This is a genomic window from uncultured Polaribacter sp. (assembly GCF_947503855.1).
In the GTDB taxonomy this organism is placed as follows: Bacteria; Bacteroidota; Bacteroidia; order Flavobacteriales; family Flavobacteriaceae; genus Polaribacter.
In genome coordinates this window covers 147,645-171,486 of record NZ_CANNFF010000006.1, presented here as the reverse complement: position 1 = coordinate 171,486, position 23,842 = coordinate 147,645, and the positions used below count along the sequence as shown (strand labels likewise).

The window sequence follows — 23,842 nt, the reverse complement described above, 5'->3', positions numbered from 1 at the left end:
AAAAACAATACAACCTATTAAATTTCTATAATAGCAAAAAACCCGTTTTGACGAGTTCAAAACGGGTTTTAAATAATTTATAATCAGTATTTTAAAAATGCGTATCCATTTGTAAATATTGTAAAAACTCTTTTTTAGTTTCTTTTTCTTTAAACTTTCCTCCAAATTCAGAAGTTACTGTAGAACTTTCTATGTCTTTTATACCTCTAGAATTCACACATAAATGTTTTGCATCTATTACACAAGCTACATCTTCTGTACCCAAGGCTTCTTGCATTGCTTGTACAACTTGCATGGTTAAACGCTCTTGTACTTGTGGTCTTTTTGCAAAATACTCGACAATTCTATTCATTTTAGACAAGCCAATTACTTTGCCATTAGAAATATAAGCCACATGTGCTCTACCAACTATTGGCAATAAATGATGCTCGCAAGTAGAATATACCACAATGTTTTTTTCTACCAACATTTCGCCATAATTATAATTATTATCAAATGTTGAAGCAGAAGGTTTGTTTTTAGGATTTAAGCCCATAAAAAGCTCATTTACAAAAGCTTTCGCCACTCTTTTTGGAGTTCCTTGTATACTATCGTCTTCTAAATCCATACCTAAAGTGTATAAAATATCTTTAACACTTTCTTGAATTTTATCTATTTTTTCTTCGTCAGAAATAGAAAAAGCGTTAGCTCTTAGTGGATTTTTTGCAGACGTTGCTACATGGTTATCGCCTATTTCTTCAATTCTTTCGTCATTCATTTTGCTGTTCAATTCAAACATTTCAATCGTTTATAATAATGCAAATTTACGTGTTTACAACGTATTATTTTAGTTTCTGAATAAGTTATCGTTATAATTCTATCAATTTTCATTTAAAATTAAAAAAAACAACCTTTGATTAGCTTATTCTAACAGAGTAACTTATAAATTTGTATAGTTTAGAAAGTTAAGCTATTGTAGTTTAATACTATTTTAATTCTTTTATCAATTCTTCTAAATTGTAATTATTTTGCTCTCCAGAAATCATATTTTTCAAAGTGAATTCTTGGTTTTCTATTTCTCTAGAGCCTACAATTACTACAAACGGAATTTCGCGTTTATTGGCATAATTCATTTGTTTTTTCATTTTTGCATTGTCTGGAAAAAGTTCTGACTTTATATTTTCTGCTCTTAATTTAGCAATTGCTTTCATAGCATATAAAGTTTCATTTTCTCCAAAATTGACAAACAAAACTTTTGGTTTTGGCAAGTCTACAGTTTTAAACAAACCTAATTCTTCTAATACTAAATAGATTCTATCCAAACCAAAAGAAACACCTACACCAGAAACATCTTTTAAACCGAAAATACCTGTTAAATCATCATATCTACCTCCACCTCCAATAGAGCCCATTTTTACACCTTTGGGGGCTTCTACTTCAAAAATAGCACCAGTATAATAATTTAAACCTCTTGCTAAAGTAACATCTACCTGTAAATTAGCAGATTGCAAACCTAATTCTTCTATAGAGTTGATTACAAAACGTAACTCCTCTACCCCTTTTGTGCCTTCTTTTGAAGTTTGTAACATTTGTTCTAAAGAAGCTAATTTCTCTAAATTAGAACCCGTAAAATTGAATAATGGTTGTACTTTTTCTATGGCTTTTTCAGAAATTCCTTTGGCTAACATTTCTGCTTCTACCTTCTCCTTTCCTATTTTATCTAGCTTGTCTAATGCTACTGTAAAGTCGATTAATTTCTCTTGTGCACCAATCACCTCAGCAATACCAGACAATATTTTTCTATTGTTAATTTTAATAGTAGTTTGCAACAAACCAAGCTTACTAAAAACAGTATCATATAACTTAATAAACTCTACTTCTTGCCATAAAGATTTGCTACCTACAACATCTGCATCACATTGATAAAACTCTCTAAAACGTCCTTTTTGAGGCCTGTCTGCTCTCCAAACAGGTTGTACTTGGTAGCGTTTAAAAGGAAAGGTTATTTCATTTTGATGTTGAACAACATATCTTGCAAAAGGTACTGTTAAGTCGTAACGTAAAGCTTTTTCTGATATTTGGGAAGTTACTTTTAGACTGTCTTTATCAGATAAATAGTTTTCATCTGCTTTTGATAAAAAATCCCCAGAATTTAAAATTTTGAAAATCAACCTATCTCCTTCTTCTCCATATTTCCCCATCAATGTAGAAGAGTTTTCAAAACTTGGCGTTTCAATCGGTTGAAAACCAAAAGTTTCGAATGCACTTTTAATCGTATTCATAATATAAGTACGATTGGCTACTTCTGTTGGCGAAAAGTCTCTAGTTCCTTTTGGGATGCTTGGTTTCATATTTAATTATGAATTTTTTATTGATGTCTTATCGAGTACAGTAAGATGATAGTTAATAAAATCTCTACTGCGCTTAACCAGACATTATTTATTTCACACGCAAATATCGTGAAAAAGTTATAATTTATTAGTTCTTGTATAGGTTTTATTTCTTCTTCTTAGAGAGTAAATAGAAGCATTTAACTCGAAACCTAAAAGTAAAATAATGGCATTTAACCATATAAATATCATCAATATTAAAAGTGTACCAATAGAACCATACAACTCATTATATTTTGCAAATTCGTTTACATAAAATCCAAACAAATAAAAGGTTAACACCGATAAAATAGTAGTTAAAACTGCTCCTGGAGAAAAAAACCGAGCATGTTTTGCTTCTTTAACTCCATAATGATACAACAAAGAAACGGTTATAAAAATCATGGTTAAAAAGATAAAACCTCTACTTAATTGTAGCCAAATTAAATTGTCTTCTAACCAACCAAAGGTTACAAATTCTTTTAAAATAAATTCAAAAAATATGATAAGTACTACTGAAAGAAATAGAAAAAAGACAATTACAAAAGAAACCAACATGGCTATAAAATATGCTCTAAACACATTTCTAACTTCTTTTATATGATAGGAATATTCGAATCCCCCAAAAATAGCATTTACACCATTAGTCATTAAAAAAATAGAACCTATAAAACCAAAAGATAACAAACCACCATATTGATTATTGATAATATCTATCAATACAGAATCTACTGCATCAAAAGTTTTAGGAGGTAAAACATCAGAAATAATAGAAAGTAAACCTTCTTGAGCGCCATCTATTGGTAAAAACGGAATTAATGTAAGTACAAATAACAAGAAGGGAAAAATCGCCATAAAAAAACTATAAGCAATACCACCTGCCCTAGTTGTTAAAGCGCCTTCTACAATGCCAATAAAATACATCTCTAAAACGTCGTATAAAGACATCCCTTCTAAACCAGGTACTTTAATTTTCTTTCCCAGTTTTACCAACCATCCAACAACTGGTATTTGCGCTAATTTATTTTCTACTTCTTTTGTCATTATTTTGAGTTGGAAAGTTGCAAAGTTACAAAGTTTAAAAGTGTCAAAGATTATTAGTATTGGATTTTATACTTCTTATAAAACTCGATAACATTCTCTCTATCTCTCTTGATAATTCATACAATTCATCAAATTTTTCTTTTGGAATGTATTGTAAATTAAAGGCTATTTCTAATTGTGTTTGTAACTCAAAAGTAATGAAATAGCAATAATTAAAAAACGGAGTTAGTCTTTAACACTATCCCTTCCAAAACCTTCAGAAATATTACTTGGAATTGAAATAGAACAACTTCTTATTTGTGATGTTAACCCAAAGAGTTCTTCATTAGGAAAAGTTTTAGATATTTGATAAACTACAGTTACAAAATTCATTGATTTCTGCCATACTAATAAATCTCTAAAGGTTTTCATTTTTCTTTTTATTTGATAGATGCAGTTTTAAAATAGTTGTAAAGTAGCAAAATTTTGTTTTATTTCTCTACAACTTTGTAACTCTGTAACTTTATTACTTTACTTCTCTACATCTTTATTCTACTCTAATAAAACTCCAGAATCAATTAATAGTCCATCAATATTGTTTCTACTAAATCTTGCTCCTTTCAATTTATTTTCTTCTGGATTTATGTTAAAATTATATGCTGTTCTAAAATCTGCCTTTTCTAAATTTGTACGATCAAAAATAGCGTTTTTTAAATCAGATTGATCAAACAAAGCATTTGCTAAAATAGTTTCTGCAAAATCCACTTCTTCTAAATTGCACTTTACAAATGGGGTATTTGGTATTTTTAATTGATAAAAGGAAGATAAATTTAACTGACAATCTGTAAATTGAAATTGTAATAAAAATGGATCTACCTCATTAAATTTTACACCAATTATTTTACATTTTTCAAAAATAACATCTTTAAAAGCAGTATCTTTTACGATCGTATTACTAAAATTACAATCAATAAATTCACATTCAACAAACTGAATGTTAGAAGCATGAATGCCCTCGAAATTACAATTTAAAAACCTACATTGATCATACTCTCCTTTCTTGATTTGGGTTGTAGTAAAATCAATTTTAATAAATTCTTCGTTATCAAAATAATTATCAATCATATCTTTTTTAAACTTATAAAATTAAAAGGAATTGCTAAACGGCAAATTTTGACTTTTAAGTATTTTTAATTTTGTTACTCTGCAACAATTAACTTGATTCTAAAAAGCTTTTAAACTTAAATCTAAATTATATACAGAATGCGTTAATGCACCAGAAGAAATAAAATCTATACCACATTCTGCATATTTTCTAATGGTTTTTTCGTTAATTGCACCAGAAGACTCTGTAAAACATTGATTGCCAATTAACGCGACTGCTTTTTTAGTATCTTCGTAATTAAAATTGTCTATTAAAATTCTATACACACCATCATTAGAAAGTATTTCTTTAATTTCTTCTAGACTTCTTGCTTCTACAATTATTTTAATATCTATTTTTTTTTCTGCTAAATAGTTTTTTGTTTTGGTGATGGCTGCAGTAATTCCGCCAGCAAAATCAATATGATTATCTTTAATCATCACCATATCATACAAAGCAAATCTGTGGTTTTCTCCACCACCAATTTTAACAGCCCATTTTTCTAAAGCACGAATTCCTGGTGTGGTTTTTCTGGTATCTAACACTTTGGTTTTTGTACCTTCTAATAAATCAGCAAAAAAAGCAGTTTTAGTTGCAATAGCACTCATTCTTTGCATGGCATTTAACACCAAACGTTCTGCCATTAAAATAGACTGTGATTTCCCAGAAACATGAAAAACGATGTCTCCATACTTAACTTTTTCTCCATCATTTATAAAAGTAGTTACCTTTAGGTTGGCATCCACATATTTAAAAACTTGTTTTGCAAATTCAACGCCTGCAATAATCCCCTCATCTTTTACCAATAATTTTGCTTTGCCTTCTGCATCTCTAGGAATACAGGAAAGTGAAGTATGGTCTCCATCTCCAATATCTTCTCTAATGGCGTTTTTAATTATAAGATCTAATTCGTTTTGAAATTGTGCCTCTGGAATCATAAATATTTTTTAATTCTGATGTAAAAATAGCAATGATTTTCAACTTTTTAAGAGTTCTTAAGAATTTATGTTTTAAAACTAATAAATTTGTTTTTTATTTAAATTTAGTAACCTTGTCTCTTCGAGCGCAGTCGAGAGTTTTTTTTATAGGTTTAGACTGTGCTTGACTAAATAAAATTATGAAAATAAAACTACTTGCTATTGGAAAAACCGACAATAAAAACCTAATTAAATTAATTGAGGAATATCAAAATCGTTTAAAACATTACATAAAATTTGAGTTGGAAATTATTCCTGATATAAAAAACGTAAAGAATTTAAGCGAGTTACAACAAAAAGAAAAAGAAGGAGAATTCATTTTAAAAAAGCTACAAAATACAGATCAATTGGTTTTGTTAGATGATAAAGGAAAACATTTTACTTCTATCGAATTTTCAAACTATCTTCAAAAAAAAATGAATACAGGTCTTAAACAATTGGTATTGGTTATTGGTGGCCCCTATGGATTTTCTGAGGCGGTTTATAAAAAAGCAACTGGGAAAATTTCACTATCTAAAATGACGTTTTCGCATCAAATGATTCGATTATTTGTTGTAGAACAACTTTATAGAGGTTTTACTATTTTAAAAAACGAACCTTATCATCATGAGTAAAAGCTATGCTAAACTTAAAAAAAATTAAAGAGCCTTAATCTTTGTAAAAAGCATTTAAATTGACGTATTAACTTTTGTAACTTTGAACACTCAATTTTAAATTTTGAATTTTAAAAAATGGAACTCGTCTTTGCAACCAACAATCTAAACAAACTAAAAGAAGTACAAGAAATGTTATCTGATTCAATAAAAATATTGAGTTTAAAAGACATTAATTGTTTTGATGAAGTTGATGAAACTGAAACTACTTTAGAAGGAAATGCAACATTAAAAGCAGATTATATTACACAAAAATTTGGCTATAACTGTTTTGCAGATGATACCGGTTTAGAAGTAGAAAGTTTAGATGGAAAACCTGGTGTATATTCTGCACGATTTGCTGGAGAGCCTGCAAATGCTGAAAATAATATGCAAAAATTATTATCAGAATTAGAAGGTAAAACAAATAGAAAAGCACAATTTAGAACTGTTATTAGTTTACATTTAGAAAACAAACATTTTTTATTTGAAGGAATTTGTAAAGGTGAAATTTTAACTGAAAAGCAAGGTGAAAAAGGTTTTGGTTACGACCCCATTTTTAAACCAGAAGGTTTTAATGAATCTTTTGCAACCATGAGTTCTGAAGAAAAAAATAAAATTTCTCACAGAGGTTTAGCAATTCAGAAATTGGTAGAATTTTTAACCCATTACAAATAACAGATTTTTATCTTATAGAGCTTAATTAAGATTTTCATTAGATCTTGAGTTTACTCAACCTGACAATTGATACATGAAACAAAAAAACTACAAAAAACCATTTATATTTCTATCAATTCTATTGGTGGTTTTATTTTTTGTAAATGTAAGTTTAGGTTCTATTTCTATCCCTTTTAAAGAAATTTTTAACACTTTAACAGGAAATGCCGTATCTAAAGAAAGCTGGCAAACCATTGTTTTACAATTTCGATTACCAAAAGCAATTACAGCCATTTTAGTGGGCTCTGGGTTATCTGTTGCTGGTTTATTAATGCAAACCTTGTTTAGAAATCCATTAGCAGGTCCTTTTGTTTTAGGTATTTCTTCTGGCGCAAGTTTAGGAGTAGCTTTGTTAATTTTAGGATCTACTCTTTTTGGTGGATTTTTAATTAGTAATTCATTTTCTATTTGGTCTATACCCATGGCAGCTACTTTGGGTTGTTTTTTCGTTTTATCAGCAGTAATTATTGCCGCAAATAAAGTAAGAAACACCATGTCTATTTTAATTATTGGTTTAATGTTTGGTAGTGTAACTTCTGCTATTATAAGTGTTTTAGCGTATTTTAGTAGCTCTGAAAAAATTCAGCAATACTTATTTTGGAGTTTTGGTAGTTTGGGCAACCTTTCTTGGAATGAAGTACTTGTTTTTAGTAGTATTTATCTTTTAGGTATTACAGGTACCATTTTTATCATAAAACCTTTAAATAGCTTTTTATTAGGAGAAAATTATGCAAAAAGCTTAGGGATAAATGTAAAAAGAAGTAGAAATGTTATTTTATTAATTACTAGTACTTTAACAGGTGTTATTACTGCTTTTGCTGGCCCAATTGCTTTTGTAGGTTTAGCCGTACCACACATTGCCAGAATTGTTTTTACTAGCTCTAATCATAAAATATTAATTCCTGCTGTACTTATTATAGGCGCTATAATTATGTTAATTTGCGATTGTATAGCCCAATTGCCAACAAGCGAGTTTACATTGCCCATTAACGCAATAACCTCTTTATTTGGTGCACCTATTGTAATTTGGCTCTTAATAAGAAAGAAAAAAGTATTTGTTTAAAAGTTTCTAAAAATCGACATAAAAAATACACATATCGTTTTAAAAACCAAAAATTTAAGTATTGGATATCAACAGAAAAAACAGCAACAAATTGTTTTATCTGACATCAATATATCTATAGAAAAAGGAAAATTAGTAAGCATTTTAGGTGAAAACGGTAGTGGAAAATCAACACTTTTAAGAACACTTTCTAAAGTACAAAAGCCTATTGCTGGTAATATTTTTTTTAATGATAAAAACCTAAACACTATTTCTGAAAACGAGCTTTCTAAAAAATTAAGTTTGGTTTTAACAGAGCGTTTACCAGAAAGCCAATTAACAGTTTTTGAAATTATTGCACTAGGCAGACAACCCTACACCAATTGGATAGATATACTTAGTAAAGAAGATCTTTTAAAAATAAACACAGCTATAGAACAAACAGAAATAGGACATTTAAAGGATAAGAATTTTTATCAATTAAGTGATGGTCAATTGCAGCGTGTTTTAATTGCAAGGGCTTTAGCTCAAGATACAGAAGTTGTTATTTTAGATGAACCTACAGCGCATTTAGATCTGCATCAAACCATACATATTTTTACGCTACTTAAAAACTTGGTAGACAAAACTGGTAAGACAATTATTGTATCTTCACATCAAATTAACTTAGCTTTACAATTATCAGATACTATTGTTTTATTAAAAGATAATCGTGTCATTTATGGTACTACAGATACATTAGTTTCCAACAATGCATTCGATAATTTGTTTCCAAGTAAATTATTAAAGTTTAACAAAACCTTACAACAATTTGTTGTTCACAAAAATTAATTTTGAAACACCTGTAACTTTTTGTTACTTTTGAATACTGATTACTGCAAACAAAATACTTTTTTAAACGATGAAAAAAATACTTTATGTTGCTAGTGCATTCGCTTTTATGGCTTGTGGTTCTAGTAAAAACACGTCTAATGATGATGCAAATATAGACCAAGCTGTAAAATATGCTGCAACAATTACTGCAAAAGACTTAGGCACACACCTTTTTACATATGCTTCAGATGAATTTGAAGGAAGAAATACTGGTGAACCTGGACAGAAAAAAGCAATCGCATATTTAAAAAACTTTTATGTTTCAGAGGGGATTGTTTCACCTTTGGGTGGTGATGATTATTTTCAAGAAGTACCAGCAGAATGGATTAATAAAAATACACGTAGAAGAAAATTTAAAGATTCTGAAAACGTAGTAGCTTTTATTAAAGGAACTGAAAAACCAGAAGAAATTGTAGTAATTTCTGCTCATTTAGACCACGAAGGAATTAAAAATGGAGAAATTTATAATGGTGCAGATGATGATGGTTCTGGTACAGTAGCTATTTTAGAAATTGCACAAGCTTTTCAAATGGCTGCTAAAGCAGGAAAAGGACCAAAACGTTCTGTCTTGTTTTTACATGTAACTGGAGAAGAAAAAGGTTTATTAGGTTCTAAATATTATACAGATGTAGATCCCATTTTTCCTCTAGCAAATACTGTTTGCGATTTAAATATTGATATGGTAGGTAGAATTGATGATAGACACAAAGCAGACCCAAATTATGTTTATTTAATTGGGTCAGATAAATTAAGTACAGAATTACATAACTTATCCGAAAGCATCAATACAAAGTATACTAACATTAATTTAGACTATAAATATAATGATGAGAACGATCCTAATCGTTTTTACTACAGATCTGACCATTATAATTTTGCAAAAAATAATGTACCTATTATTTTCTATTTTAATGGTACACATGCAGATTACCATAAACCAACAGATACTCCAGACAAAATTAACTACGATTTGTTAGAAAACAGAGCACGTTTGGTATTTCATACAGCTTGGGAAGTTGCCAATATGGATACAAGAATTATTGCTGACAAAGCAGAAGTTAAAAAAGAATCAGAATAAAGTTTCTTTTACTGATAAAAAAACCGAGCAATTAAAATTGCTCGGTTTTTTTTATGCAAATATTTTAAAGCCCACCAAATTGGGTTAATTTATCTATCTATCCAATAAAAAGTATTTTTAATGTAAAATTTTAAACAACAGCTCCTTTAAAATATCCTCTTGTGTTTGGTTTGCGCCCACACCTTTACTTTTAACATCTGCATCTCTTAAAGCGGCAATAACTTGTGCTACTTTTCTCATAGGAAAATTTCTAGCAGCTAAAAAATATTCGTCTACAAAATAGGTGCTAACCCCTAAAGCCTTAGCAACAGAATTTTTAGATTTGTCTTTTAAACCATGAAATAGCAAAAGTTTGGTAAAAAAACCATTCAACAAAGAAATTGTCATTACTGTTGGATTTTTCTTAGGATTTTCTACAAAATAATTTATAATTCTGTTTGCTTTTAGCACATTTTTCTCTCCTATTGCTTTCTTTAACTCAAAATTATTAAAGTCTTTAGAAATACCAATATTTTCTTCTATGTGAGCGTCGGTTATAATGGTTTCTTTAGGCAAAACTAGCATTAGTTTGTCTAACTCATTCGCAATTTTACTTAAATCTGTTCCTAAAAACTCTACCAACATTAAAGCTGCCTTTGGATCTATTTGGTATTTTTTTCCACTTAAAACTCTACGAATCCAGTCTGAAACTTGATTGTCGTATAATTTTTTACTATCATAAACCAAACCCGTTTTTGCAACTGCTTTGTGTAGTTTTTTTCTTTTGTCTAGTTTTTTATACTTATAATTTAATACAAGAACTGTTGTAGGTTGTGGATTTTCTGCATAAGAAACCAATTTTTCTATACTTCTGCTTAAATCTTGCGCTTCTTTAACAATTAACACTTGTTTTTCTGCCATCATTGGATAGCGTTTTGCAGCTCCAACAATATCTTCTATAGTTACATCTCTACCATACATTACTTGCTGATTAAAACCTTTCTCTGTTTCATCCAAGACATTTTCTTCAATGTAATCAGAAACTTTATCTATGTAATAAGGCTCATCTCCCATTAAAAAATAAATAGGTTTTAGAGTACCTTTTTTAATATCAGAAACTATTGCGTTAATTTCGTTCATCTATTTTATAATAATTGCATTTTACAGTGCTTCTTCAGTTAGAAATTCAAACTAGGTTTCCAAAAAGTCAAAATTATCTTCGTTAAATTTAAAATAACTTTACTTAAATTTCGTGTTAATGTATTTGCATAAATTGATTTAACTACAGCAGTATTCCTCCTAATAGATATATCGTAAACTAATTTTACTTACTTTTGATTGATGCAAAATCTTAATTTACCTACTTATAACTTTAAGCTCAAAAATAGCGAAAATAAAACACTTATTTTTGATAGCATAAGAAAAAAATACCTTGTTTTAACTCCTGAAGAATGGGTTCGTCAGCATTTTGTAAAATACCTAATAGATCAAAAAAAATATCCAACTACTTTAATTGCGTTAGAAAAACAATTAATTATTAACAATCGAAAAAAAAGAACCGATATTTTAATTTTTGATGCCAATGGTACACCTAATATTATTGTAGAATGCAAGGCTCCTTCAATAAAAATTACGCAAGACACTTTTGACCAAATTGCACGTTATAATTTAAAACTAAAAGCGAACTATCTTATTGTTACCAACGGTTTAAAACACTTTTACTGCAAAATGGATTTTGAAAACGAAACTTATATATTTTTAGAAAACATTCCTGATTATAAATAATTTTCTAATTATCTATAATGTGTGATGTTTATTATTAAGAAGAAATTAGAAATTAAATAAGTTTTAAAATGTAAATTCGCAACCTTGAAAACAGCAATCGTCATATTAAATTGGAATGGACAAAAATTACTAGAGCAATTTTTACCCTCTGTAGTTAATTTTAGTTCGCAGTTAGCAGATGTTTACATTGCTGACAATGCTTCTACAGATAATTCTGTGGCGTATGTAAAGTCTTTTTTCCCTTCAGTAAAAATTATTAACAATGCAGTAAATGGTGGTTATGCAAAAGGATATAATGACGCTTTGTCTAAAATTGACGCAGATATTTACTGCTTATTAAACTCTGATGTAGAAGTGACCGAAAATTGGTTACAACCTATTTTAGACGTATTTAAAAGTGATGCAAAAACAGCTATTGTACAACCAAAATTATTAGATTTTAAAAATCAATCAAAATTTGAATATGCAGGCGCAGGTGGTGGCTTTGTTGATTTATTTGGTTATCCTTATTGCAGAGGACGTGTTTTTAATAATCTAGAAACAGATACTAAACAGTTTAATGATGTAGAAGATATTTTTTGGGCTTCTGGCGCCTGTTTATTTATTCGTGCAAAGGTTTATCATCAAATAAATGGTTTAGATGAAGATTATTTTGCACATCAAGAAGAAATAGATTTGTGTTGGAGAACTCATAATATGGGTTTTAAAGTAAAATATGTTGGTAATTCTACTGTATATCATGTAGGTGGTGCTACGTTGCAAGAAACCAACCCACAAAAAACCTACTTAAACTTTAGAAATAGCTTATTAAATGTGGTTAAAAATGTACCTAAAAAGTGGTTTTTGTTTGTAGTTTTTTCTCGTTTACTTTTAGATGGAATTGCAGGTATAAAATTCATTTTAGAACTAAGACCTATACACACTTTTGCAATTTTAAAAGCACATTTAAGTTTTTATAAAAACTTTTTAAAATTTTTAGGAAAACGCAAAAAACTACAGAAAAAACAAGATTATAATTTACACACCAGTATTGTTTGGCAGTATTTTGTTTTGGGTAGAAAAAAGTTTAAAGAATTAAAATAATACTCTATTATTCTTTTCCTAAAGAATATCTAAACTTCCTTTTCCCTCTCTAATAACTTCTGGAACATCGGTTAAATCTATTACTGTAGAAGGTTCATTATCTCCATAACCACCATCTACTACTACATCTACCAAATTTTGCCATTTTTCGAAAATAAGTTCTGGGTCTGTAGTATATTCTAAAACATCATCATCATCTCTAATAGAAGTAGAAATAATAGGGTTGCCTAACTCGGCTACCAGAGTTCTAATTATTGAATTATTTGGTATACGGATACCAACCGTTTTTTTCTTTTTAAATACTTTGGGTAAGTTATTACTACCTGGCAGAACAAAGGTGTAAGGTCCTGGTAATGCTCTTTTTAGAATTTTAAAGGTGACAGAATCTATTTGTTTTACGTAGTCAGAAAGATGGCTTAAATCGTTACAAATAAAAGAAAAATTGGCTTTTTCTAGCTTAACGCCTTTTATTTGTGCTATTTTTTCTAGCGCTTTTGTGTTGGTAATATCGCAACCTAAACCATACACAGTATCTGTTGGATATATAACCAAACCACCAGATTGTAGAACTTTTACAACTTTAGCAATTTCTTTTGGATTTGGATTTTCATTATAAATTCTAATAAATTGCGCCATAATCTTATCTATTAAAAAAATGTATTTAAAAATACAAAAAACTCAGCTTGTTTTACAAACTGAGTAATTTTTATGAGGGAAGTTTTTTAGTTTATGATTTGTCTACCAACCTAAAACCTTCTCCATGTATGTTTAAAATCTCTACATTTTCGTCTTTTTTTAAATACTTTCTCAGTTTTGCAATATAAACATCCATACTTCTAGAGGTAAAGTAATTATCATCTCTCCAGATTTTTGTTAATGCTAATTCTCTTGGCATTAAATCGTTTTTATGAATTGCTAACATGCGTAACAATTTACTTTCTTTTGGAGACAGTTTTGTAGGTTCTCCATCCTTGCCAACAGATAAGTGACGTAGTTTAGAGTTAAAGAAAAAACCACCAATAACAAACTCAAATTGCTCTGTTTCTGCACTAGTTTCTGTTTCTTTTCTTTGTAAGATTGCTTTAATTTTATATAATAAAACTTCAGAATCAAAAGGTTTGTTTAAATAATCGTCTGCACCAACAGAATATCCTTTTAAGACATCTTCTTTTAACGTTTTTGCTGTTAAAAAAATAATTGGCACTTCTTTATTTGTACTTCTAATGTCTTGTGCTAAAGAAAAACCATCTTTTCTTGGCATCATAACATCTAAAATACATAAATCATAATCGCTGTTTTTAAACATTATAAGACCTTCTATACCATCTTTTGCGTGTGTTACGTTATAATCGTTTAACGCTAAATAATCTTTTAGAACCGTTCCAAAATTTGGATCGTCCTCTACTAATAAAATTTTTTTACTTCCCATTTTTAAATCTATTTATTGTGTTAATTTTATATTAAAGGTAATTTTACTGTAAATATGCTTCCTTGTCCTTTTTCGCTTTCTACAAATACGGTTCCATGATGTTTTTCTATAATTTCTTTTACATATGCCAAACCTAATCCATGGCCTTTTACATCGTGTATATTTCCTTTTTGTTCTCTGTAAAACTTATTAAATACTTGTTTTTGTACAGCTTTACTCATTCCTATACCAGTATCTTTTATTTTAAAAACAAAAAATTTGTTGGTACTTTCTGTATATACATCTATAATTGGTGCATCTATAGAGTATTTTATTGCATTTTCTAACATATTAACCACAACATTTGTAAGGTGAAATTGATTACCAGGTAATTCTGATACTACTGCCTTAAAATGCGTAGTTACTTTTCCGTTTCTGTCTGCAACTAACAAACTTACGTGAGAAATTGCTTCTTCTAGTATGTCGTGTAAATCTATCGTTTCCTTACTAATATCTAATTGATTTTTTTCTAGTCTCGAAATTCTTAATACATTTTCTACCTGAGAGTGCATCCTTTTGTTTTCATCTCTGATCATTTGCACATAACGCAAAACTTTTTCTGAGTCTCCTAAAATTTTAGGGTTTTTAATTGAGTCTGTTGCCAAGTTAATAGTAGCAATAGGCGTTTTAAACTCATGGGTCATATTATTGATAAAATCTGTTTTAATTTCTGATATTTTTTTTTGTCTAATTAATTGATACAAAGAGCTAGAAAAGGCAATGATTATAATAAATATAAAAAATAAAGACAATAAAAGTATGCTTGAAATATCTGATAAAATATGCTTATTTTTATTAGGAAACGTTACATACAAATTATACGCTACATTACCTTGCGCATCGTTAAAAAGTGGATATTTATAACTGTTTTTTGTATTATTTATGGTATAGTAACCAGATTTTAATTTGGTAGCCAAATCTTCTTTAGTGTAGACTCCATATTTAAAATCTAAATAGATATTTCTTTTTGTAAGTTCTTCTTTTATAACATCATTTAGCTCGTTATTACTTATTCTTTTATGAATTGGTTTTCTACTATTAAAATCTTTAAATATTTCTGTTATTTGCAATTCTTCTAGGTTGATAAAATTTTGCGTAAAACTGTATTTAGATTCATCTTTTGAAGAAAACAAACCATCTATACTAGAGTATATTTTTGCTTGAAAAAAGTCTTTTTTACCTGTAAACCTTTTGTAAATAATAGAATCGTTATCTAAAAAATCTGTTGGAAGCTTAAAATTTTCCTCTAAAATAGTAGTCCCATAAGTAAATTTTTGTTGCGTAGCTGTATCTATTTCTTGAATTAAAAAGTTTTTTAATTGGGCATTGTCTGGCATGCCTTTTTCTTGAATAAAATTTCTTACTTTTTCTTGAAAAATAGTAGTTTCTTTTTCATTAATTCTCTCTGCTGCTCTCCCTAAAGATTTCTGAACATCATTCTTAAACTGTTCTTGCTTACTTTCTAGTGCGTTGTTTATCCAATAAAGCTGGACAGCTATTATCCCTATCAAAGATATACTCATCAGCACAACGATAATAATAAACATTTTTTTACGCATACATCAAATTTAACACTTTCAAAAATTATAATTAATGAATTTAGCTTAAATTAACTAATTTAGTAGAATTTTAAGTATTTTTTAACGTTTTTGTTGAATTTTACAAAAAATGAAGCGCTTTTTTTGTTAAAATATTATGAATCTTTCGAACCTGATCCTTTGTATTTTCTATTGAAGAATTGATTATTAAGTAGTTAGATAAAAGCAAAATTTTATCTTCTTTCCATTGGTTATTTATTCTAGCCAAAACTTCTTTTTTTTCAACAGAATCTCTAACCATAACTCTTTGTATTCTCTCTTCCAAATCAACATAAATATTAATAATAAAATCTAATTTTTCTATAGAATTACTTTCAAATAGGATAGCGCTTTCGTAGAGTATGTAATCTTTATTTTTATTGCTTTGTACAAAGTTAGCAAAATGTTCTTTTACAGCTGGGTGCACAATCTTATTTAAAGCTTGTAGTTTTGCCTTACTATTAAATACCAATTGTCCAATATACTTTCTATCTAAAATATTTTTTTTATAGGCATTTGCACCAAATAGCTTTGTAATTTGTTGTTTAATACTAGTTGATGAATTTATAAGTTTCTTTGCTTCTACATCAGCAATATAAATGGCAACATTTGCATAATTACTAAACAATTTAGCAACTGTAGTTTTGCCACTTCCAATACCACCTGTTAGACCTACAATCATTTTATTTTTCTATTAAAAAATCTATTTTATTAGGTATAATTTTATAGCTTTTAATTAAATCTGGCTTGCTAATTACCTTGGGTACTAGGTAGTTTAAATTATTTTTTTGTGATGTGTTATAATTGCAAACTACCTGAAAAGAATTTGCTGTTATTTTGTTAAAATGAGATAAGCCCACAATAAAAACAATAGAGACTTTTTTAGAGAGTGTATTTATTTTAAGGTTTTTTGGAACATTTATTATTTTGTAAGGCACGATTAATGTGCCTTCTGTAAATTTTTCTACTTTACCTGTTACAGTAACTTCTTGCTTATTAAATTTTAAATTTTTAATGTCTTTTGGCATTTTAAGAGCCACATTTTCTTCAAAATCAGTTTTTAAATCAGAAAGAACCAAAGGTTTCATTTCTACATTTTTCAGTGTAGATATATAGTTTTCGGGTCCGTAAACTAAAATACTATCGGGTTTTATTTTAATATCTCCAGACACATCATACCCAACATGATATTTGATATTTACATTTGGCTTTATTGCCACTTTTTTTGTGACCAGGTTTCCTAAATCTAAATATAAAGTATCTTTTATAATTTCTTGTAAAACCAAACCACTAGGCAACTGTTTTTGTAAACTTGTCTTTTGTGTTCTTGGTAAAACAAAATATGTAGCCCCTTTTTTACTGTTTAATTTTGCGGCATTTATAGTAATTTGTTTCGTATTTAATCTTGTTTTTAAGATTTTAAAACCACTTGCTTTTACAACAATATCTAGTTCTTTTTCTGGTGTAGTCTGTAAAATTTTATCTTTAGATATGCCTGTATAATCTATAGGAAAACTTATAGTGATTATATATTCTTTAGAAAGTGTAATTAAAAACCATATAAGTATAGAGGCCATTAAAAACCCTAAAAAAGTTCTAGAAATTTTATTGTTTGTTTTCACTGAATATAATTAATTATATGCAATCTACATAAAAGCTATCAAACAAAAAAGTGAGTAACATTATAAAAACATTACTCACTTTAGTTGCTGTAAATTATCTATTATTTTTTTGTTTTTGGTAAGTATTTTTTACTTAATTCCATAGAAATTGCAGAACGTTCAAATTTTATTTTTCCTGCACCAGTTTCTATTGTTACAGTGTTATCTGTAGTATTTACTTCTGTAATTTTACCATGTATACCGCTAGATGTAACTACTTTAGACCCTGTTTTAATTTCTGTTTGAAAGGCTTTTTCTTTTTTCTGACGATTCATTTGTGGTCTTATCATAAAAAAATATAAAACCAGTAACATTGCTGCAAATGGGAGCATACTCATTAATCCTCCTGCCGATTCTTGTAAAAATATTGTGTATAACATTTTATTTTTTTGTTTTTGGTGTTACCATACCTTTAATTGTTAATACTTCTCTACCAGATTCTGTATTGGTAGTTAACGTAATTGATTTTTGTTGTCTATTAGGCTTCCCATTTGTATTAAATCTTACTTTAATATCGCCTGTTTCTCCTGGTTTAATAGGTTCTTTTGGCCATAAAGGTATTGTACATCCACAACTAGATTTTGCGTTAGTGATCACTAGATCAGTTTTCCCTGAATTAGTAACTTTAAAAGTTTTCTCGACAATTTCTCCCTCGTTAACGGTTCCAAAATCATAAACTTCACTATCAAAAGCTATAGAAGCTGTTCCTTTTTCAATTTCTGCATCTCTATTTTTTGCATTGGTTAAATTGTCTTTATTAATTTTTGCAGAGGCATTTCCATTTCCGCAAGAAATTAATAAACTTGTTGTCATAAATAAAAACGATAATACTGTTATTTTTTTCATTGTATAAATTAATTTATGGCAAAAATAATAAATAATTGTTTATTGTATAGTTAAATTAGACCTCTTCCTATTTTTACTATTTTTTTATTGGCTATAAATTCTTTAGATATTTTATCTAAAACACCATTTATAAAATAGCTACTTTTAGAAGTAGAGTAATCTTTAGATATTTCTATATATTCGTTAATTGTTACTCTTGTTGGTATAGAAGGAAAGTTTACAAACTCTGTAATTGCCATTTTAATTAAAATCATGTCTATACCCGCAATTCTATCTGCCTCCCAATTGGGTGTTTTTTCTTCTATTTCTTTTTGATATTCTGCTTGTTTTAAAACTGTTTTTCTAAACAAGTTGCTTACAAAATCTTCATCGTCTTTATCTTTATATAAAGCACCTAAAATAAAAGGCTTGCTTTCTTTTTGCTTGCTTAAACTTTTAACAACCCAAGTATTTATAAATGGTATATCATCTACCCAAGTAATCAAAGTGTCTTCATAATAGTCTGCCAATTTTTCGTTAGGCGCAATTATTTCTTTAAAAAAGGCTAATACAAAAGCTTTATCTTCTTTGAAAGATTGTTCTTCTGTAGCCAAGTATTTTTTGTACAAATCACTTGTAACTAAATCATCAAAAATAATTTTTACATACTCGTTATCTAAAGACCAGTTATTTAATTTATTTACCTCTAAATAGCTTTCTATACTTATACTTTCTGCAATTGTATTAATAAGTGTATTGTCTATAAATTTTGTGTTGGGCTTTAAATCTTCTTGGGTTGCAAGAATTTTCTTTTTAGATAAAGCAATTTTTTTTGATGCAAATTTTTGAACTTCAACCAATAATTGAAGATTCAAAACATATAAATCAAACATTTTTAAAATACTATGTTTTAAAAACTTTTCTTCTCTAACAAGGTCATCATTTTTAGATTGCGCCATTGCATAGACAGATTGCATTACTTTAACTCGAATATGTCTTCTGTTAATCATTTTTAAAGAACTCTATAAAATAGTGAGAAATTTTTCTCTAATTACTGGGCAAAAATACTATTATTTTGCTTCTAATCACACAAGAAAGGTATTCTTTTTTTATGATTTTTTGAAGAAGTTGTCAGCTTAAAAAAACGCTTTAGTTTTACATATAATAATGTATCTTCGTGGTTTAAAAAATTAAAATTCTTAAACCCAGCAATACCGTTTGAAGGCACTAAAATACATTAATAAATTTTTTATAAAGTACAAATGGCGTTTACTAATTGGCATTTTAATTACCATTTTATCTAAACTTTTAGCGTTAAAAGTACCTCAAATTGTTGGCGATTCCCTTAATATTGTAGAAGACTACCAAAGTGGCGTAGTTACAGATTATGATGCTGTAAAACATCAATTATTTATAAATGTTTTAATAATTATTGGTGTAGCACTTTTAGCTGGTTTTTTTACTTTTTTAATGAGGCAAACTATTATTGTAACCTCTCGGTTAATCGAATTCGATTTAAAGAACGAAATCTATCAACAGTACCAAAGATTGTCTTTAAACTTCTACAAAAAAAATAGAACTGGAGATTTAATGAATAGAATTTCTGAAGACGTTTCTAAAGTAAGAATGTATGTTGGACCTGCAGTGATGTACACCATGAATATGATTGTACTTTTTGTAGTTGGTTTTACACAAATGGTAAGCATAGATGTTAAATTAACCATGTATACTTTAATTCCTTTTCCAGTATTATCTATTTCTATTTTTGTACTAAGTAAGGTAATACATAAAAGAAGTAGCATTGTACAACAATATTTATCTCATTTAACCACCTTTAATCAAGAATTTATCTCTGGTATTAGCGTGGTAAAATCTTATGGTATAGAAAAGTCTATTATAAAAGAATTCGATAATCTTGCAGATAAAAGTAAAGAAAAAAACATACATCTACACCAGGCAAACGCTTTGTTTTTTCCTTTAATGGTTTTGTTAATTGGGTTAAGCAACTTAATAGTTATTTATGTGGGTGGTAAACAATATATAAATGATGAAATTCAGATAGGAACCATTATCGAATTTATGTTGTATGTAAATATTTTAACCTGGCCAGTGGCAGTTGTGGGTTGGGTAACTTCTATGATACAGCAAGCAGAAGCGTCTCAAATAAGAATTAATGAGTTTTTAGATCAAGAACCTGAAATTAAGAACAATACCAATAAAACAACCAATCTAAAAGGTAAAGTGTCATTTAAAGACGTAACTTTCACTTATGATGATACAAATATTACAGCATTAAAAGACATAAATTTTACAGTTAAAAATGGCGAAACAATTGCCATTTTAGGAAAAACAGGTTCAGGAAAATCTACAATTATTGAGCTTATTGCGCGTTTGTACGATACTAAAAAGGGTACTATTTTTATAGATGATGTACCTATTGAAGATTTAAATTTAAACAATCTTAGAGATCAAATTGGGTTTGTACCACAAGATCCTTTTCTATTTTCAGAAAGTATTGGTAACAATATTAAATTTGGTAAAGAAGAGGCTACAGAGGCAGCCATAATACAAGCAGCAAAAGATGCCGTTGTACACGATAATATTATAGATTTCCCTAAAGGATACGACACCATTTTAGGAGAAAGGGGTGTTACACTTTCAGGTGGTCAAAAACAACGTGTTTCTATTGCAAGAGCAATTATAAAAAATCCTAAAATTTTAATTTTTGATGATTGTTTATCTGCTGTAGATACAGAAACAGAAGAGAGAATTTTAAAAAATCTTAAAAAAGTATCGCAAAATAAAACCACTTTTATTATTAGTCATAGAGTATCTTCTGCAAAAAATGCTGATAAAATTATTATTTTAGACCAGGGCAATATTATTCAACAAGGCACTCATAATCAACCAATAACAATAAAAGGGTACTACAAAGAATTGTACGAGCAGCAACTTTTAGAAAAAGAAAATTAATCTTTAACATTGCTACGTAAAATATTTTATTAGATTTGTTACCATAAAATTATTATATAACAACTATTTTTAAATAATATGGCAGAGAGAGTTGAACAAGAAGAAATCTTTTCACAGGTATTAAGAGCAGGAAGAAGAACTTATTTTTTTGATGTAAGAGCTACGAAAGCAGATGATTACTATTTAACCGTAACAGAAAGTAAAAAATTTACACACGATGATGGTACTTTTCATTATCAAAAGCATAAAATTTACCTTTACAAAGAAGATTTTACAGATTTTCATGAAATGCTAAAAAAAGCAACAGACTATATTATAGCAGAAAAAGGAAATGAAGTAATTAGCGAGCGTCATCAAAAAGACTTTAAAAAAGAAGAACCAAAAACTGATACTGACGTAAAATCAGCAGACAGTTTTACAGACGTTTCTTTTGACGATATATAAATCATAATGGCTTACTACCATTTTTTTAAATGAAGTGTATTCATTTTAATGTAGAAATTCAATTCAAATTCAATTTTACACTAGAAAACCATAAATGTTATGTTTATGGTTTTTTTATGCTCTATACTATAAAACCTTTTTTATCGTTTGTGTTTTAGAAACGGTTTCTTGCCACTCTTTTTTTGCAATACTATCTTTGGTAACACCTCCACCCACAAAAATTCTAGCTTTATAGTCATCAACAGACATACAACGTAAGTTTACAAATAACTCTGTTTTTTGTTTGTTTAATTTAGAACTATTAATATTTAATTCGCCTAAAAAACCTGTGTAAAAAGACCTATCATAATCTTCATTTTCTAAAATAAAATCTTTTGCTAAATCTCTAGGCAAACCGCAAACAGCTGGTGTTGGATGCAAAGCCCTTATTAAATTTTTTAAACTAGCATTTGCTTGTAATTGCCCAGTAACTTGTGTTTTTAAATGTAACAAATTCCCTGCTTTTACAGTTTCGGTTTTATCTATTTTTAAAGATGTTGCTATATCTTGTAATTGATTTTCAATAAAATCTGTAACCAATTGTTGCTCTTCTAATTCTTTGCTTTTCCAAACTGGTAAGCTATTTTCTTTATACAATTTTGTACCTGCTAAAGACATGGTTTTGAAAAATTTATTTTCTACCTGCAATAAGGTTTCTGGTGTAGCACCAAACCAAAGCCCTACTTTTGGGTGATACCAGACATATACAAATGCATTATTGTAAGAAAGTAACAATCTTTGATAAATTTTTACAATATCTAAATTAGAAAGTTGTGCAATTTCTTTCCTAGAAATTACTACTTTTTTTAGTTTAGATTTTTTAATGGTCTGTATCGCTTTTTCAACAATTTCTGTATGTTTTTCTTTTGATGACGAATTAGGTTCTACTCTATTTTTATTAAAACTAATCGTACCTAATTGTATTTTTTCTGATAAAAAAAGGGATTTTTCTATCGGAAAAAGAAGGGGTTTTTCAGCGGAATTAAAGGGAGCAAATACAAAACCTTGTTCATTAAAATCTTTTACATAGTCTAAATTATCATTAGGCATTAAAAAACAAGCTACAGTATTTGTATTTGGTTTTCTGTAGGCTACGAATGGTAATTTGTTTTGGTAACTGTTTGTTAATTTGTCAAAAAAATCAATCAAAATAAAGCTTATTTTTTAGGAATATTTAAAACAATATTAGTCATTTTTGCAATAGAAATAAGTTTGTTTTCTTCGTCTACAATGGTTACTTCCCACAAATGTGTTGTTCTTCCTTTATGAATATTTTTTGCAGTAGCAAAAACAACACCTTCCCTTTTACTTTTTATATGATTTATAGATAGTTGAATCCCATTTATAAATTGGGTTTTATTATCAATAAAAAAATTAGAAGCAGCACTACCCACACTTTCTGCTAATGCTGCAGTAGCACCACCATGCAATTGTCCATAGGGTTGATGCACTTTACTATTAACAGGCATTTTTGCAGTCAAAAAATCTTTACCAACGTCAATATATTCAATATCAAGAGTTTCCATTAACGTATTTTTAGTACGGTCATTAAATGCATTTAAAATTGTAGGTTTATCCATATTAGCTTGTTTACAATGTAAAAATACGTATAAAAAATTGTATTTTTGTTGCAGAAAAGTTAAAGCATTTTATGTACAAAATCCGTGTAATTTTAGACACTCAAGAAGACGTAATTAGAACCTTGTTAGTAAACGATTCTTTTAGTTTAGAAGATTTGCATTTTACAATTGCAAAATCTTTTGGTTTCGATGGTCAAGAAATGGCTTCTTTTTACAGAACAGATGACGAATGGAATCAAGGTGAGGAAATTCCGCTTTTTAATATGGCAGAAGCTGGAGAAGGTATTTCTATGCAAAACTGTTTTTTAAAAGACACATTACCTACAATTAACACCAAGTTAATTTATGTGTATGATTTTTTAAACATGTGGACTTTCTATGTAGATGTTGTAGATATTTCATTAGAACAAAAAGGCAATTTACCACAAACGATACTTTCTGTGGGAGAAATACCAAATGAAGCACCAGAAAAAGAGTTTATTGCAGACAAATTAGAGGATAATTTTGGTGATGAAGGAAATATTGATGATGAATTTGGTCATTTTGATGATGATTTTGATTTTAATGAATATTAATAAAAAGTGTAACTGTGTA

28 protein-coding genes are annotated in these 23,842 nt (G+C 28.5%); 10 read left to right on the top strand and 18 right to left on the bottom strand.

Going from position 1 to position 23,842, the window contains the following annotated elements; genetic code table 11:
* Nucleotides 1-91 precede the first annotated feature (91 nt).
* The 7 genes from folE to nadC all read right to left on the bottom strand — a co-directional run bounded on the left by folE (nt 92) and on the right by nadC (nt 5,453).
* Nucleotides 92-778: a GTP cyclohydrolase I FolE gene (gene folE, locus Q0662_RS06900; protein ID WP_298948239.1), complete on the bottom strand. Its 687-nt coding sequence runs from the start codon at nt 776-778 to the stop codon at nt 92-94.
* A 187-nt stretch (nt 779-965) separates the two neighbouring features.
* Complete coding sequence (gene hisS / locus Q0662_RS06895) at nt 966-2,330, bottom strand: histidine--tRNA ligase (protein WP_298948238.1); 1,365 nt, start codon at nt 2,328-2,330, stop codon at nt 966-968.
* Nucleotides 2,331-2,447: 117 nt separating this feature from the next.
* On the bottom strand, nt 2,448-3,392 hold the full coding sequence (locus tag Q0662_RS06890) for a YihY/virulence factor BrkB family protein (RefSeq protein ID WP_298948237.1): 945 nt from the start codon (nt 3,390-3,392) through the stop codon (nt 2,448-2,450).
* Between the two features lie 43 nt (nt 3,393-3,435).
* Nucleotides 3,436-3,561 carry a hypothetical protein gene (locus Q0662_RS12030; protein WP_347186547.1) on the bottom strand — a complete coding sequence of 42 codons (126 nt, stop codon included), beginning with the start codon at nt 3,559-3,561 and terminating at the stop codon, nt 3,436-3,438.
* Nucleotides 3,562-3,617: 56 nt separating this feature from the next.
* The gene (locus Q0662_RS12025) at nt 3,618-3,803 is read right to left on the bottom strand and encodes a four helix bundle protein (protein ID WP_347186545.1); all 186 of its coding nucleotides are present in this window, start codon (nt 3,801-3,803) and stop codon (nt 3,618-3,620) included.
* A gap of 120 nt (nt 3,804-3,923) precedes the next feature.
* Nucleotides 3,924-4,496 (bottom strand): pentapeptide repeat-containing protein, encoded by a 573-nt coding sequence (locus Q0662_RS06880; RefSeq protein ID WP_298948236.1) that lies wholly within the window; start codon nt 4,494-4,496, stop codon nt 3,924-3,926.
* Between the two features lie 99 nt (nt 4,497-4,595).
* The gene (nadC, locus tag Q0662_RS06875) at nt 4,596-5,453 is read right to left on the bottom strand and encodes a carboxylating nicotinate-nucleotide diphosphorylase (protein ID WP_298948235.1); all 858 of its coding nucleotides are present in this window, start codon (nt 5,451-5,453) and stop codon (nt 4,596-4,598) included.
* Nucleotides 5,454-5,632: 179 nt separating this feature from the next.
* On the opposite strand from nadC, the gene rlmH reads away from it, so the two are divergent.
* The 5 genes from rlmH (at nt 5,633) to Q0662_RS06850 (ending at nt 9,834) form a co-directional block, all read left to right on the top strand.
* A complete protein-coding gene (rlmH, locus tag Q0662_RS06870; RefSeq protein WP_298948234.1) occupies nt 5,633-6,106 on the top strand; it encodes a 23S rRNA (pseudouridine(1915)-N(3))-methyltransferase RlmH in 474 nt (157 codons plus the stop codon).
* A 117-nt stretch (nt 6,107-6,223) separates the two neighbouring features.
* Nucleotides 6,224-6,802 carry a non-canonical purine NTP diphosphatase gene (locus Q0662_RS06865; protein ID WP_298948233.1) on the top strand — a complete coding sequence of 193 codons (579 nt, stop codon included), beginning with the start codon at nt 6,224-6,226 and terminating at the stop codon, nt 6,800-6,802.
* Nucleotides 6,803-6,875: 73 nt separating this feature from the next.
* On the top strand, nt 6,876-7,904 hold the full coding sequence (locus Q0662_RS06860; protein ID WP_298948232.1) for an iron ABC transporter permease: 1,029 nt from the start codon (nt 6,876-6,878) through the stop codon (nt 7,902-7,904).
* Nucleotides 7,905-7,916: 12 nt separating this feature from the next.
* The gene (locus tag Q0662_RS06855; RefSeq protein WP_298948281.1) at nt 7,917-8,714 is read left to right on the top strand and encodes an ABC transporter ATP-binding protein; all 798 of its coding nucleotides are present in this window, start codon (nt 7,917-7,919) and stop codon (nt 8,712-8,714) included.
* Between the two features lie 70 nt (nt 8,715-8,784).
* Nucleotides 8,785-9,834 (top strand): M28 family metallopeptidase, encoded by a 1,050-nt coding sequence (locus Q0662_RS06850; RefSeq protein ID WP_298948231.1) that lies wholly within the window; start codon nt 8,785-8,787, stop codon nt 9,832-9,834.
* A 117-nt stretch (nt 9,835-9,951) separates the two neighbouring features.
* Here Q0662_RS06850 and holA read toward each other — a convergent pair whose 3' ends face one another.
* The gene (gene holA, locus Q0662_RS06845) at nt 9,952-10,953 is read right to left on the bottom strand and encodes a DNA polymerase III subunit delta (protein ID WP_298948229.1); all 1,002 of its coding nucleotides are present in this window, start codon (nt 10,951-10,953) and stop codon (nt 9,952-9,954) included.
* A gap of 201 nt (nt 10,954-11,154) precedes the next feature.
* On the opposite strand from holA, the gene Q0662_RS06840 reads away from it, so the two are divergent.
* Entirely contained in the window at nt 11,155-11,598 is a 444-nt protein-coding gene (locus Q0662_RS06840) for a type I restriction enzyme HsdR N-terminal domain-containing protein (RefSeq protein WP_298948228.1), read from the top strand.
* An 84-nt stretch (nt 11,599-11,682) separates the two neighbouring features.
* Nucleotides 11,683-12,681, top strand: coding sequence for a glycosyltransferase family 2 protein (locus tag Q0662_RS06835; RefSeq protein ID WP_298948227.1), 999 nt, complete (start codon nt 11,683-11,685; stop codon nt 12,679-12,681).
* A gap of 18 nt (nt 12,682-12,699) precedes the next feature.
* Here the strand turns inward: Q0662_RS06835 and Q0662_RS06830 are convergent, their stop codons facing one another.
* The 8 genes from Q0662_RS06830 to nusB form a co-directional block, all read right to left on the bottom strand.
* Entirely contained in the window at nt 12,700-13,317 is a 618-nt protein-coding gene (locus Q0662_RS06830; RefSeq protein WP_298948226.1) for an L-threonylcarbamoyladenylate synthase, read from the bottom strand.
* Between the two features lie 91 nt (nt 13,318-13,408).
* Nucleotides 13,409-14,110 carry a response regulator transcription factor gene (locus Q0662_RS06825; protein ID WP_298948225.1) on the bottom strand — a complete coding sequence of 234 codons (702 nt, stop codon included), beginning with the start codon at nt 14,108-14,110 and terminating at the stop codon, nt 13,409-13,411.
* A 26-nt stretch (nt 14,111-14,136) separates the two neighbouring features.
* Entirely contained in the window at nt 14,137-15,708 is a 1,572-nt protein-coding gene (locus Q0662_RS06820; protein WP_298948224.1) for a HAMP domain-containing sensor histidine kinase, read from the bottom strand.
* Nucleotides 15,709-15,808: 100 nt separating this feature from the next.
* Nucleotides 15,809-16,408 carry a dephospho-CoA kinase gene (gene coaE, locus Q0662_RS06815; protein WP_298948223.1) on the bottom strand — a complete coding sequence of 200 codons (600 nt, stop codon included), beginning with the start codon at nt 16,406-16,408 and terminating at the stop codon, nt 15,809-15,811.
* A gap of 1 nt (nt 16,409) precedes the next feature.
* Complete coding sequence (locus tag Q0662_RS06810) at nt 16,410-17,348, bottom strand: YbbR-like domain-containing protein (protein WP_298948222.1); 939 nt, start codon at nt 17,346-17,348, stop codon at nt 16,410-16,412.
* Nucleotides 17,349-17,449: 101 nt separating this feature from the next.
* Nucleotides 17,450-17,767, bottom strand: coding sequence for a preprotein translocase subunit YajC (gene yajC / locus Q0662_RS06805; RefSeq protein ID WP_298948221.1), 318 nt, complete (start codon nt 17,765-17,767; stop codon nt 17,450-17,452).
* A 1-nt stretch (nt 17,768) separates the two neighbouring features.
* Nucleotides 17,769-18,233 carry a DUF1573 domain-containing protein gene (locus Q0662_RS06800; protein WP_298948220.1) on the bottom strand — a complete coding sequence of 155 codons (465 nt, stop codon included), beginning with the start codon at nt 18,231-18,233 and terminating at the stop codon, nt 17,769-17,771.
* A 50-nt stretch (nt 18,234-18,283) separates the two neighbouring features.
* Nucleotides 18,284-19,222, bottom strand: coding sequence for a transcription antitermination factor NusB (nusB, locus tag Q0662_RS06795; RefSeq protein ID WP_298948218.1), 939 nt, complete (start codon nt 19,220-19,222; stop codon nt 18,284-18,286).
* Nucleotides 19,223-19,430: 208 nt separating this feature from the next.
* Here nusB and Q0662_RS06790 point away from each other — a divergent pair, with 208 nt between their 5' ends.
* Together Q0662_RS06790 and Q0662_RS06785 are read left to right on the top strand one after the other, a co-directional pair.
* A complete protein-coding gene (locus Q0662_RS06790; RefSeq protein ID WP_298948217.1) occupies nt 19,431-21,185 on the top strand; it encodes an ABC transporter ATP-binding protein in 1,755 nt (584 codons plus the stop codon).
* Nucleotides 21,186-21,263: 78 nt separating this feature from the next.
* The gene (locus tag Q0662_RS06785; protein WP_298948216.1) at nt 21,264-21,629 is read left to right on the top strand and encodes a PUR family DNA/RNA-binding protein; all 366 of its coding nucleotides are present in this window, start codon (nt 21,264-21,266) and stop codon (nt 21,627-21,629) included.
* 126 nt (nt 21,630-21,755) lie between these two features.
* On the opposite strand, the gene Q0662_RS06780 is transcribed toward Q0662_RS06785, so the two are convergent.
* Together Q0662_RS06780 and Q0662_RS06775 are read right to left on the bottom strand one after the other, a co-directional pair.
* On the bottom strand, nt 21,756-22,817 hold the full coding sequence (locus tag Q0662_RS06780; protein WP_298948215.1) for a chorismate-binding protein: 1,062 nt from the start codon (nt 22,815-22,817) through the stop codon (nt 21,756-21,758).
* A gap of 8 nt (nt 22,818-22,825) precedes the next feature.
* Nucleotides 22,826-23,248: a PaaI family thioesterase gene (locus tag Q0662_RS06775; protein WP_298948213.1), complete on the bottom strand. Its 423-nt coding sequence runs from the start codon at nt 23,246-23,248 to the stop codon at nt 22,826-22,828.
* Between the two features lie 71 nt (nt 23,249-23,319).
* Here Q0662_RS06775 and Q0662_RS06770 point away from each other — a divergent pair, with 71 nt between their 5' ends.
* Entirely contained in the window at nt 23,320-23,823 is a 504-nt protein-coding gene (locus Q0662_RS06770) for a hypothetical protein (protein WP_298948212.1), read from the top strand.
* Nucleotides 23,824-23,842 lie beyond the last annotated feature (19 nt).